The organism is Lysinibacillus sp. LZ02, from assembly GCF_050613145.1.
Classification (GTDB): domain Bacteria; phylum Bacillota; class Bacilli; order Bacillales_A; family Planococcaceae; genus Lysinibacillus_B.
In genome coordinates, this window is sequence record NZ_CP192507.1 from 4,025,648 (window position 1) to 4,038,725 (window position 13,078).

Annotated in this window: 10 protein-coding genes, 5 tRNA genes and 1 rRNA gene; 1 reads left to right on the plus strand and 15 read right to left on the minus strand. The window is 38.3% G+C overall.

What is annotated here, in order from left to right:
• Positions 1 to 175: 175 nt before the first annotated feature.
• From ACQQ2I_RS19480 to ACQQ2I_RS19540, 13 genes are all read right to left on the minus strand, one after another.
• A complete protein-coding gene (locus ACQQ2I_RS19480; RefSeq protein ID WP_431028399.1) occupies positions 176 to 817 on the minus strand; it encodes a zf-HC2 domain-containing protein in 642 nt (213 codons plus the stop codon).
• Positions 818 to 829: 12 nt separating this feature from the next.
• Entirely contained in the window at positions 830 to 1,393 is a 564-nt protein-coding gene (sigW, locus tag ACQQ2I_RS19485; protein WP_391376549.1) for an RNA polymerase sigma factor SigW, read from the minus strand.
• A 284-nt stretch (positions 1,394 to 1,677) separates the two neighbouring features.
• A tRNA-Gln gene (locus tag ACQQ2I_RS19490) sits at positions 1,678 to 1,752 on the minus strand.
• Positions 1,753 to 1,768: 16 nt separating this feature from the next.
• A tRNA-Tyr gene (locus ACQQ2I_RS19495) sits at positions 1,769 to 1,852 on the minus strand.
• A 15-nt stretch (positions 1,853 to 1,867) separates the two neighbouring features.
• Positions 1,868 to 1,943: transfer RNA gene (locus tag ACQQ2I_RS19500), tRNA-Val, on the minus strand.
• 36 nt (positions 1,944 to 1,979) lie between these two features.
• A tRNA-Glu gene (locus ACQQ2I_RS19505) sits at positions 1,980 to 2,054 on the minus strand.
• A 304-nt stretch (positions 2,055 to 2,358) separates the two neighbouring features.
• A complete protein-coding gene (locus ACQQ2I_RS19510; RefSeq protein WP_431028400.1) occupies positions 2,359 to 3,150 on the minus strand; it encodes an ABC transporter ATP-binding protein in 792 nt (263 codons plus the stop codon).
• A gap of 36 nt (positions 3,151 to 3,186) precedes the next feature.
• Complete coding sequence (locus ACQQ2I_RS19515) at positions 3,187 to 4,434, minus strand: ABC transporter substrate-binding protein (RefSeq protein ID WP_431028401.1); 1,248 nt, start codon at positions 4,432 to 4,434, stop codon at positions 3,187 to 3,189.
• A 60-nt stretch (positions 4,435 to 4,494) separates the two neighbouring features.
• Positions 4,495 to 5,556 carry a branched-chain amino acid ABC transporter permease gene (locus ACQQ2I_RS19520; RefSeq protein WP_431028402.1) on the minus strand — a complete coding sequence of 354 codons (1,062 nt, stop codon included), beginning with the start codon at positions 5,554 to 5,556 and terminating at the stop codon, positions 4,495 to 4,497.
• Positions 5,557 to 5,560: 4 nt separating this feature from the next.
• Positions 5,561 to 6,448, minus strand: a complete 888-nt coding sequence (locus tag ACQQ2I_RS19525) for a branched-chain amino acid ABC transporter permease (protein WP_431030556.1) — start codon at positions 6,446 to 6,448, stop codon at positions 5,561 to 5,563.
• Positions 6,448 to 8,346, minus strand: a complete 1,899-nt coding sequence (locus ACQQ2I_RS19530; protein WP_431028403.1) for an AMP-dependent synthetase/ligase — start codon at positions 8,344 to 8,346, stop codon at positions 6,448 to 6,450. The genes ACQQ2I_RS19525 and ACQQ2I_RS19530 overlap by 1 nt, the downstream gene beginning before the upstream one ends.
• Positions 8,347 to 8,360: 14 nt before the next feature.
• Positions 8,361 to 9,134, minus strand: a complete 774-nt coding sequence (locus tag ACQQ2I_RS19535; RefSeq protein WP_431028404.1) for an ABC transporter ATP-binding protein — start codon at positions 9,132 to 9,134, stop codon at positions 8,361 to 8,363.
• Between the two features lie 410 nt (positions 9,135 to 9,544).
• Positions 9,545 to 9,619 (minus strand) — tRNA-Asn (locus tag ACQQ2I_RS19540).
• A gap of 292 nt (positions 9,620 to 9,911) precedes the next feature.
• Between ACQQ2I_RS19540 and mbcS the strand changes: the two genes are divergently transcribed.
• Positions 9,912 to 11,501, plus strand: coding sequence for an acyl-CoA synthetase MbcS (mbcS, locus tag ACQQ2I_RS19545; RefSeq protein ID WP_431028405.1), 1,590 nt, complete (start codon positions 9,912 to 9,914; stop codon positions 11,499 to 11,501).
• A 57-nt stretch (positions 11,502 to 11,558) separates the two neighbouring features.
• Here the strand turns inward: mbcS and ACQQ2I_RS19550 are convergent, their stop codons facing one another.
• Both ACQQ2I_RS19550 and rrf read right to left on the minus strand, forming a co-directional pair.
• Complete coding sequence (locus tag ACQQ2I_RS19550) at positions 11,559 to 12,272, minus strand: alpha/beta hydrolase (RefSeq protein ID WP_431028406.1); 714 nt, start codon at positions 12,270 to 12,272, stop codon at positions 11,559 to 11,561.
• A 502-nt stretch (positions 12,273 to 12,774) separates the two neighbouring features.
• A 5S ribosomal RNA gene (gene rrf, locus ACQQ2I_RS19555) occupies positions 12,775 to 12,890 on the minus strand.
• Positions 12,891 to 13,078: the final 188 nt, after the last annotated feature.

Sequence of the window (13,078 nt, forward strand, 5' to 3'; positions counted from 1 at the left end):
ATCCCCGACACGCGCTGGAGAATCCCGACAAGTGTGCTTGCCACACGTAGGAGGGAGTCGAAGCGTCGCGAGGGGATGGCGCTTTCGCCTAGACGTAGATGCTCTTTTCAACAACCATTATCCACAATGCGAAATTTTATCATTTCCTTAACAACAAGAAAAAAGCCAAGAATAATCATTCCTGGCTCTCATTATGACTATTTTCAGACTTAAAAAGTGAAATAAAACTATTAAATATTTGCTTCATCTCATACCAAAGCCACTCAAATACTTCATCAACCTCTTGGATTTGACCTGTTACGACTGCTGTAGATGCCATGTAATCGCCATTAATCACCGTTACATTGCCATCTACTTCTCCTTCAATCACAATGGTCCCGTTTTTCACGACGATATCGCCTTTTACGACCTCTCCAGCAGGTACAATAACCGTTTCCCCCTCCACAATTAAGTTCGGTTGTTTCGTCACAGAGAATTGATTATCGTTTGAATAACTACCTAATAATGTTGCACTCATAAATAAGAAAAACACGGCTGCAGCTACAATGATCGGATGTTTGCGTAACCACCTCTGAATGCCTACTGTATTTTTTCTTTTTGGTAAGCGACTCATTACATCTTCCTCAAATCTAGGAGGCGCCGTAATGTGGGTAGCGCTCTTAATGAACGCAATCGTGTCACTAAGCTCGTGCATATGTTGTTGACACTCTTCACACATTTGCAAATGCTTCTTTAACTGCTGTTCATGCTCACGGCTAATATCCCCGTCTAAGTACTCGTGCATATATTCTACATACTGTTTTGAACACGTACTCATGCGAATCTCCTCCTATAAATTGTTTAGCTGTTTTCGCAGTGCTTCACGACCACGGTGAATTCGGGTTTTTACGGTTCCTAGTGGCATATCAAGAATTTCACTAATCTCTTGAAGAGATAATTCTTCTATATATTTCAGCACTATAACTGAACGATATTTATCGGGTAATCGACTAATTTCATACTGAATACGTTCTTGCAATTCCATTTGCGCAACAACATCTTCCGGTAATTGTTCATCTGCTGCAATTTGCGAGTACATATCGAGCCCATCTGTTCCTGCTACCTCTGCATCTAAATAATAATCCGGTTTCTTTTTTCGAATACGATCGATACACAGATTCGTTGCAATACGGTATAACCAAGTCGAAAATTTTCTTTTTTGGTCATAAGAATGTAAATTAATATAGGCACGTACGAACGCTTCTTGTGCGATATCTTCTGACTCTTGTTTATTACCGAGCATCCGGTAACATATTTGGTACAATTTGTGCTGATAGAGGTTCACAATGTCTGCATATGCGTTTTGATCACCTTTAAGCACTTGCTTTATTCTTTTATTCACCAACGCATCCATTGTCTACCCTCTCCACCTTCTGTTATATGATTTACGTTCCACGTCCAATAAAGTTTCACTTTTATTATAACAAAATGTTTTTTGAAAAAATGGCTCAAAAACAAATTGTGCCAGTCTACTTTATTGTAAAGTTTTCCACTTTCATATTTCAAGTTACTATCGTATTAGAAAAAAATCCTTTACTCATACGGAGTAAAGGATCGGATTGTTTTATTAAATAATACATAAGGTATGAAGGATATCAATCTTCTTGCCTGCTACTATTTACAGGACAAATAAAAAAATGGCTGGGGTACTAGGATTCGAACCTAGGCATGACGGAATCAAAATCCGTTGCCTTACCGCTTGGCTATACCCCAATCATTTTATAAAAGATGGTGGAGGGGGACGGATTCGAACCGCCGAACCCGAAGGAGCGGATTTACAGTCCGCCGCGTTTAGCCACTTCGCTACCCCTCCAGCATATAACACTTATGGTGGAGGATGACGGGCTCGAACCGCCGACCCCCTGCTTGTAAGGCAGGTGCTCTCCCAGCTGAGCTAATCCTCCATGTTCAGGTAAAGTGTTATACATTATTTTATTAAGTGGTGACCCGTACGGGATTCGAACCCGTGTTACCGCCGTGAAAGGGCGGTGTCTTAACCACTTGACCAACGGGCCCATTTGCTAATTTTTTCTGAATAAGACAAGACTTATATTATCATCGTTTTTTATACTTCGCAAGTATTTTTTATAACTATTTTTAAATTAAATGGCCACGTACAAAACCTGCCTTTGCCCTACCATCTTCTTTGTCACATATCTACAATCATTTCGTTATGAGTTTCTACATATATTAAGTACTTACTTTTATAAAAAACACAATAAGAGGAATAGGGAAGCTCTCCCCATATCCCTCTAAATTTTCTCTATGAATAGAGAGGCCTGTCTACATGGGTAGCCTCCCTAATCATAAAAAGCGTATTTACCACACTACACGTTGACGTCGTCTATAAGATTTTGCTTCCTTATAGTTTTTCTCTTCTTCTTTCCCGATGCCTAAATAATGCTCACTAATCTCTGTATTGGATAATAAGCTAGCTGCATCTCCCTGCATCACTACTCGACCATTTTCCATAATATAGCCGTAATGTGCAATGGATAAGGCAACATTTGCATTTTGCTCAACTACTAGTATAGACATCCCTTCTTCTTCATTAATCTTTTTAATATTTTGGAAGATTTCTTTTACGAGTAATGGCGCAATCCCCAATGAAGGTTCATCTAGTAATAGTAGCTTCGGCTTAGCCATCAATCCTCGACCAATAGCTAACATTTGCTGTTCACCACCAGATAAAAACCCGGCTTTTCGAGATTGTAACATTTTCAGTTTTGGGAAATAGCCGTATATTTTTTCAATATCTGCTTTGATGTTAGAGCGGTCTTTGCGCGTGTACGCACCTGCCATTAAATTTTCTTCAACCGTTAAGTCTTTAAAAATACGTCGCCCTTCCATACTTAAGAAAATCCCTTGTTTAACAAGTGCATCCGCTGTCACTCCGTTGATTTTCTTTCCTTGGAACTCAATTGTCCCATCTGTAATTTGACCGCCTTCACCAGCAAGCAGACCTGAAATGGACTTCAATGTCGTCGACTTACCGGCTCCGTTACTACCAAGTAAAGCGACGATTTTCCCTTCTGGTACATGGAGTGACATCCCTTTTAAAGCTAAAATAATTTTTTGATAAACAACTTCTAAATTATTTACTTGGAGCATGTAAGCCACCCTTCCATCAGTTACCGTTTATACATATTAATCTTTGTAGCTAAAGTAGTCTTCTAACTGCTCCCACTTACCGTTTTTCACCACACCTAAACGTACTTTTTCAGTACCAGCATGGTTGTCCGCGCTAAATGTTAAATTTGCACCTAAACCACCTAAATCGAAATCTTGTAAAGACTCTAAACCTTCACGAATTTGAGTACCTGTTAAATCACCATCAGGATGTTTTTCAGCAGCAGCTTGAATACCTGCTACCATTACTTTTGCTGCACTCCAACCTTGAACGAACTTTTGGTTAATATCTTCAATTGTTTTTCCTTTTGACTCTAAGTATTTTTTAATATCTGCCATTCCCGCAAAATCTTCATATGGGAAAGCATGTCCTAAAATACCTTTGTAACCTTCTGCAACATCAGCACCTACAATATCAATCACACCTTCACCAGTTGCCCAGTTTAAGCCAAAGAATTGCGTATCAATGCCTAATGTTTTAGCATCACGTAAAATCGTAGCTGTAGCATTCCAAGTTTGTTGAATAATTGCGTAGTCTGGATTTTTCTTTTCCATATTTAATAATTGAGATTGGGCTTCTGTCGCCTTCACATCAATTACTTGCTCATCCACAATTTCAACACCAATTTCTTTACCATACGCTTTAATATCTTCAACTGGTGAGCGACCAAACGCTGTATCATTGTATAGTAACGCTACTGTTGGATTGTCACCTTCATGGTTTTCTTTAATCCATTTTAAAATAGCGCGCCCTTGATCAGAATAAGAAGCTGCAATTAAGAAGTTAAATGGACTTTCTTCTAAATTTTTTAAGTTTTCTGAATAAGAAGCTGAGAAGTATGGTAATTCATCCGTTGCCACTTGTTGACGTAACGCTTCTGTATCACCAGTTCCCCAACCAAGTACAGCCGATACATTTTCTTTATCACGTAACTCTTGATAAATTTTTTGTGCTTCTGGAATTTGGTAAGCATAATCCTTACCTACTAATTTTAAGTTTAATCCTTCAACCAAGTTATTTTCCGTAATATACTCAAAATACGCTTTTTCCCCTTCAGCGTATGGAGTTCCTACATCACCAGTACCGCCTGTAATATCATATAGCCCCCCAATGACAACCGTACGATTCCCATTGTCTCCATCTGAACCACTTGAGCTATCTACATCGCTGTCTGTAGATGCGTCGTCTGACGAACATGCTGCTAAAACAAGCAACAATAGCGCCCCCATTAACATCCATAAATACTTACTGCCTCTTTTCTTCACAAAAATTCCCCCTTGTTGTGATAAATGTATTTATTTATTTAATCTTGAACAGTGGATGACTTAATAAGAAAATGGCCATAATTTAAAATACTTTTTAATATTCAGCCAAATATGAGCTAAGCCACCTGGTTCAAAAATTAAAAACAGGATAATTGCTAAACCGAAAACAAACTCCTTAAATGCTGAGAACAGCTGATACATCGACGGCATAATCGTCGATAAAACATCTACTGCCGAGCTTAAAAATACAGGTAAAAGCGTGATGAATACAGCACCTAAAATGGAGCCAAATACACTTCCTAAGCCACCAATTAAAATCATCGCTAAGTATTCAATCGAAATACCAATACTATAATTTTCTGGACTTACAATCATTGTGTAATGGGCAAGTAAAGCCCCCGCAATACCTACGAAAAATGAGCTAACGGCAAAAGCTAACACTTTATATTGGAATAAATTGATACCCATAATTTGTGCTGCAATATCGCGATCGCGAATAGCTAAAAACGCTCGTCCTACTCGTGTTCTCAATAAATTTGTAGCATATAAAATCGTTAAGAACAGTACAATAACAGATAGGTAATAATATGAAGTATTTGTACTGAATTTAAATGGACCGATTTCTGGACGACTCAGTACCATTCCGGCTGTACCACCTGTCACACTATCCCAGCGACTAATAACAAATAAAATAATTACTTGTGCCGCTAATGTAGCGATTGCTAAGTACAATCCTTTTAAACGTAACGCTGGTAACCCGAAAATACCACCAATAATAGCCGTTATAAGACCTGCTAACGGTAGCGAAATCCAAAAGCTTAGTCCAAAAGTCGATGTAATAATAGCCGATGTATAACCGCCTACGCCTAAAAAGGCACCTACACCAATCGAAATCTGTCCCGTAAATCCAGTTAAAATATTAAGACCAATTGCACCAATTGCTGCGATAGCACATAGCGTTAGTAATCCTACCCAATAATTTGATGCAATGAGCGGAACAAGCAGAATAATGGCTACGATGATTGTCATTTTCACCTTTTCGGCCGTCGTTCCAAATAATTTCATATCATTCACATAAGACGTTTTGTAGTTTCCACTTTCTCGAACAAATAAATTCCTCACCCAATCACACCCTCTCTATGCCTTTGCTACCAAATAACCCATGTGGCTTTAACATTAAGATTAATAGCACGATGATGAACGGTACAACGTCCTTCACGCCACCACCTACTAATGGATCTAAATAACCACCCGCAATATTTTGTAGAATACCAATTAGGAAACCACCAACAATTGCACCTAGAACGCTATCTAAACCACCTAGAATTACTACTGGTAATACAGTTAAACCAATTGCTGACATTGTCGGACTAACACCGCTAATATTTCCTAATAGTACACCACCAATTGCTGCTACAATCGATGCAATCATCCATGTCATTGCATAAATAAACTTAACGCTAATGCCCATAGAAGAGGCTGCTGCATGATCTTCTGCTACTGCACGCATAGCAATTCCGATCTTCGAAAATTTGAAGAATAATGAGAAAGCAATGAGTAGGGCAATGACTACGATAAATGACCATAGGTATACGGGTGTGATAATGACGCCACCCATTTTTAATGGTGTTGATGGAAATACATTTGGCGGGAATACACGCGTTGAATGCCCCCAAATCATATGCACTGCACCAGCTAACAAGCTCGATAAACCAATCGTCGCCATAATTACTGAAATGGTCGGTGCATTTTGTAGCGGTCTTACAACTAATCGCTCTACTACCAGCCCTAGTATTGCACTAAATATTAGTGTTAGAAGTAGCGCAAAGATAAACGGTACTTCGTAAACTGTCATGATGACTAAACAAACATACGGACCAATAATAACAAATTCACCATTTGCTAAGTTCAGTGCTCCACTCGCTCTATAAATAAGAACAAATCCGAGCGCTACTAATCCATAGATACTCCCTACTACGATTCCGTTACTAAGCATCTGTAAAAAAAACGTCATCATGCCACCCCTTGCTTCAGTTTTAATTGAATAACACGAAGACTCACTTTTTCCTCCACTGATTCAGTGTGTGAATTAGCGATTGATACTTCCTGCGTATCCGAGTACATGCCATCAATTAACGCTTTATATTTCTGTTCAACAAAGTTTCTGCGAATTTTTAACGTACGTGTTAGCTCACCTTGATCTGCGGTAAATTGTTTGTGTAAAATGGAGAACTTTTTCACTCGATTGTGCTGTGGTAATTTACTCATTAACTGTTCTACTTGTTGTTCAATTAATTCAACAACTTTCGGATTTCTTGAGAGGTCTGAATATTCTGTATATACAATGCGGTTTTTATCTGCCCATCGACCGACGCTATTCATATCAATATTTAAAATAGCTGTCATATATGGCTTATCTTTACCGAGGCACACGGCTTCTTGAATATAAGGACTTGATTTTAACTCGTTTTCTACTAATCTTGGATAAATAACTTCACCAGCTGTATTCGTAATAATATCTTCTTTGCGGTCTAAAATGTGAAGGTGTCCTTGCTCATCGAGATAACCGTTATCCCCTAAACATAACCAACCATCAATTACTTCTTTTTGATCTTCCTCATGCAAATATGCAGAGAAAATAGCATTATTTTTCATGTAAATCGCGCCGTCTTCTCCGATTTTCACTTCTGTATTCGGTATCGGTACACCAGAGCTCCCCGCCTTAATTTGGCGATCCGGCTGAACAAATGCAATCCCTGCAACCTCTGTACCACCATATGTCTGTTTTAAATTCACACCAATACTATGATAGAAATGGAATGCATCTGATTGTAGTGCTGCCCCTGCGACATACGCTCTTCTCAGTCGCGCTAGTCCTAAATGATCACGAATAGCACTAAAAATAATGGCATCCCCTAAAAAGTACATCAATTTATCGATGCCTGATAATATTTGATTATTTGCATCAGCCACCGCTTTTTTATCCCCATACTTTTTAAAGAGGTTATATACTTTTCTTTTAAACCAACTAGCACCTTCCATACGAATCTCAAAATTCGACATTAACGACTGGTAGACACGAGGTGGTGCAAGCAATGTTTGTGGTCCGATCTCTCGTAAATCGACCATTACTGTATGCGGCTTTTCAGGGAAATTAACAACGAATCCAATAAGTAATGGAACAACGGTACTCACGACTTTTTCATTAACCCATGACAATGGCAAGAATGAGAAGTAGTCGTCTTTTTTCTTCATGTCCTCCAGTTCACTTAAATTTTTCGCTGCATTAATTAAGTTAAAATGTGTCAGAACGGCCCCTTTAGGTCTCCCCGATGTTGCTGCGCTATATGCAATGACAGCTGGGCTATGTGTATCAAGGTCTCTTGCCTGTTCTTCATAAAAATTGGCGTTACTCTTTAACAAAGCTTCCCCTTTTTCCATTAAATCGTCTAAAAAAATGAGTTTATGATGCTTATAATGACGTAATCCTTGCTTGTTGTAATAAATAATGTGCTCAACAAGCGGAATTTTAGCCTCTATTTCTAGTAATTTATCTACTTGTTCTTGGTCTTCAACAATGACAATTCTCGCTTTACAATCATTCAAGTAAAATTCAACTTGATCGGATAAAGATTCTTGATAAATCCCTACTGAAATTCCCCCAAGTAACTGTGCCGACATTTGAGCATATAGCCATTGTGGTCGATTTTCACCAATAATGGCCAGTGTTTCACCACTTTGAAATCCAAGCTCATACGATAGTGTAACTGCTAACAATTCGACATTTTTCAAATAATCTTGCCACGTAACTTCATTCCATATACCTAAATGTTTTTGCCTTAGCGCAACTGCATTTGGCTCATTTTTTGCTCGTTCTGCTAACAGAGTAGGCAATGTTTTATGAATGACCATTCAGTCTCTCCCCCTTAAATAACGGTTTCTTCACCGATATATGCTTTAATAACATCTGGATTTTGCTGTATTTCTTTTGGTGTCCCAAATCCAATCAGCTTTCCAAAATCCAACACGGCGATGTGATCTGACAAGCTCATTACGACCCCTAAGTCGTGTTCAATCAACACTACTGTCGTTCCCATCACCTCATGCATATCTAGTATGAATCGAGACATCATATCCTTTTCAGCATTATTCATACCTGCCATTGGCTCATCTAATAGAATTAGCTCCGGATTAAGCGCTAATGCTCGCCCAACTTCCACGCGTTTTTGTAGTCCGTACGATAGCGTACCTACTGGCGTATGGCGTATATCCTGCAATTCTAAAAACTCAATTACTTCCTCTACCTTTTGGCGATGTTGAATTTCTTCTTTGGAAGCTTTCCCTACGTAAAAGCCTCCGTCAATAATCCCTGAATTCATCAGAGAATGTCTGCCAAGCTTTAAATTATCAAGCACTGACATATGTGCAAATAAGGCAATATTTTGGAAGGCACGCGCCATACCGAGCGTCGTTCGATTATACGGTTTCATATTGATAATCTCTTGCCCTTTGTAACGAATGGAGCCAGTTGTCGGCTGATATAATCCACTAATGCAATTTAACATACTCGTCTTTCCAGCTCCATTAGGACCAATAAGTGAAAATATCTCACCTTGGTTTATATGGTACGTGACGCTATCTAACGCTTTAACGCCACCAAATTGCAAAGAGACATTTTCAATCTCTAAAATAGGCTCCATTAAAACTCCCCCTTTATTTGGTCGAAACCGAAACCATTTTAACTTACTATATTTTCCTGAATATTACTTTATCTAAAATAACTTTGTCAATCTATATTTTAAAAATAAATACATTTTTCGATTATTTTACAATATATTATTCTCGTTTTTTCGTTTTTTTTCTAAGTAATTCCCCTCCCGAATAATTCGAATAGAAGATATAACATACATTAAATTATTCCAAAATAATTGTTATTACACATGTCTTTACATTCTATTTATGCAAGCAATAATTAGTATATGATAGTAAGTGGAGAAATATTAATAAAATATGTAAATAAAATGAAGTTTATTAGAAAGGGATCATCTATTTCATCTGTGTAGAAAATGGAGAAAGGCTTATGAAGGATATAAAAAAAGGCAAAAAAAAATGGCTCCGAAGGTAGGACTCGAACCTACGACCAACCGGTTAACAGCCGGTTGCTCTACCACTGAGCTACTTCGGAACGCTATTATTTTAATTTACTCTATCAAGCTTAAGTACATTGAAAATTATACAGCCGCTTTTCGAGTAAAGCAAGGATTTTCTGATTTTTTATTTCAATGTCTTCTGCGTAAGAAATATACACCCTTAAATATTTTTCAATAACACTATAATTCTAAATTATGTTTATATAATTCTACATTATACCAATTTTCTCTTGACCTTATTTTACTATGATGTGTACAATAAATATCAAGCTTTAATAAATTTAATATTCAGAAATATCGAATTGGAATGGACTAAGGAGGATTTTTATGACAGAGACAAATGTAAAAGTAAATTTACTTGCACCAGAGCAATACAATATTACCGAAGAGCTGGAGAAGTATAAAAAAGATGAAAATCGTCAAGCCATTCGTTGGATTGATGCAACGGGTAATCGACGCATCATTTCATATAAACAACTGATTGAAAATATGAATCAATATGCTAATGCTTTAACATCGTTAAATATTGAACGTGGGGATCGCGTGTTAATCATCGTACCTCGATTACCAGAGGCTTACAATGTATATTTAGCCTGCTTAAAGGCTGGCATTGTACCGATTGCTTGTTCTGAAATGTTAAGAGCAAGTGATTTAGAGTATCGTATTGAACATGCTTCAGCAAAAGCAGTCATTGCTTATGATGCATTTACTACTGAAGTAAATAAAATCCAAGGTGCTAATCCTGTATTAAAATTAATTATTGGTGAAGAAGAGGAAGGTTGGACAAATTTAAATACACTAGCAGCACAACAAAGTACTGAATTTGAAGCTGCTCCTACTTTAAGAGATGATATGGCATTCCTTTCTTATACATCGGGTACTACTGGCAAACCTAAAGGCGTTGTACATTCTCATGGTTGGGGCTATGCTCATGTACGTACAGCTGCTTCTAATTGGTTAGGTGTCCATGAAGGAGATCTCGTTTGGGCAACGGCTGCTCCAGGTTGGCAAAAGTGGATTTGGAGTCCGTTCCTATCAACAATTATGTTAGGGGCAACAGCTTTCGTGTATTACGGAGGGTTTGAAGCAGAGAAATACCTCCAACTTATTCAAGATGAAAAAATTCATGTGCTATGTTGTACACCAACTGAATACCGTATTATGGCGAAACTTGACAGCTTAAACGAGTATGATTTATCCTCCCTTCGAAGTGCTGTTTCAGCAGGGGAACCACTAAATCGCCCAGTCATTGATACATTTATGAAGTTATTTAACTTAAAAGTGCGGGATGGTTATGGCCAAACAGAAAATACATTGTTAATCGGAACAATGCAAAATATGGAATTACGCCCAGGCTCGATGGGACGACCAACACCAGGCAATAACGTAAAAATTATTGATGAAAACGGGGAAGTAGTAGCACCAGGAGAAGTAGGCGATATTGCTGTGCACAAGTCTTGTCCAGCTCTATTTAAAGAATACTATCGCGACCGCGAGCGCACTCAGGCTGCTTTCCGTGGTGACTGGTACATTACTGGGGACCAAGCAAGCTATGATGCAGAGGGCTACTTCTGGTTTGAAGGACGTGGTGATGACATTATCATTTCTTCTGGATATACGATTGGACCATTTGAAGTGGAAGATGCACTAAACAAGCATGAAGCGGTACAAGAATGTGCTGTTGTCGCTGCGCCAGACGAAATTCGTGGTAGCATCGTAAAAGCGTATATTGTTTTAAAGGAAAGCTATCAGGGAGCCGATGAAGAGTCACTAATTAAGGAGCTTCAGGAGCATGTGAAAACGTTAACTGCACCGTATAAATATCCACGTAGCATTGAGTTCCTAAAAGAATTACCGAAAACAACTTCCGGTAAAATTCGCCGTATCGAACTACGCCAAAAAACGGCTGCTCTATAAAAATAAAAATCAACCTAACATCCAAAAATGTTAGGTTGATTTTTAAATGCCGTGCCCTTATTGTAAGATGAATTGTACCAATGTATCAATGAGTGTATCTGCTAATGGTCGCTCTGATTCATTGTATGTGGCTATATTGGTTTCCCGATTGGCTGGAGCTATTTTCAGTACATGATTCATCCCTTTGATCATCACAAGTTGAGCCTGCTCATTCCCTGCTTTTAACGCTTGCGCGTCTATTTCACTCGCCTGAATATCTGCTGATCCCTGCACGACTAGAATAGGTACATCTAGTTCACTAATCACTTGCACAGGATGATATTTTAACAATGAAATCATATACGGTTGTACAGAAGATCTAAAGATAGCAGTGAGTTCTGTCGGTACATCCGTTACGATTTCCCCTTCCTTTAAAGTGGCTAAAATACGCTCTGATTCAGCTAATAAATCATCAGAAAGTGATCCTTGTAACTGTTCCAATAATAGCTCATCGATTGGTCTACCAGCACCTGCTATTGAAATATAAGAATCTACATTTCCTGCCTGTGTAGCTAACATACCGATTAATGCACCCTCACTATGCCCAATGATATGAACACTCGAAAAACGCTCATCTTCCTTCGCATATTTCACCAATTGTTTCACATCTTCTACGAATGACTCAAATGTTACTTCTTCCTCCGATGTAATCAGTCCTGCATTATCTCCTACTCCGCGTTTATCAAATCGAATAGAAGAAATACCTTTTATAGCTAACTCTTCCGCAACCATTTTTAAGCTATTATTTTGTCCGTCTATTTTTCTACTTCATTTCCCGCAAATAATCATCCTATTAGTTGAGGCCTTGCCTGCGGAAAGCGAATCAGCTATAGCAGAAATCAACATATTCTGATGTTTTCTTTAACAATAAGAGATAAATCGACACGCATTGTATGTTTGTACATTTGTTCGTTATAAGATAGTAACCATAAAATAAAAAACCGGTACTAATAATTACTTCGTACCGGTTAATATTATTCATAATGGTTCATCAATTAAAAAATTTTATTTTTAAAAAAATAAAAGCGCCTGCTAATCCCAGACACGGGTGAAGAAGCCTAACAAGTAGCACGCTAGTCATATGTAGGAGAGAGTCAAATTGTCATAAGGGGATGGCACTTTCGCCTAGACGTACATGCCCTTTTCCAACAACTATTACCTACAATACGACATTTTATGATTTCTTAAACAATAAAAAAAGCCACTACTAACTGAATTAGTAGCGACTTTTTGCGCCTAGCGATGTCCTACTCTCACAGGGGGAAGCCCCCAACTACCATCGGCGCTAAAGAGCTTAACTTCCGTGTTCGGTATGGGAACGGGTGTGACCTCTTTGCCATCATCACTAGACTATGGTCGACCTCCAATACACGGCGTATTACTGCGTCAGCTACATTCGTTCAATCAGTCACGTACATAGGTACGCTCCTTCATTCACTCATTTGCTTCCTTGTACTACTTGTGTCTTGAAGCTCTCTTTTAAGAAAGAAGTTGTTCTTTCAAAACTGGATAAACGGTGCATTGTGCAATTTACAAAA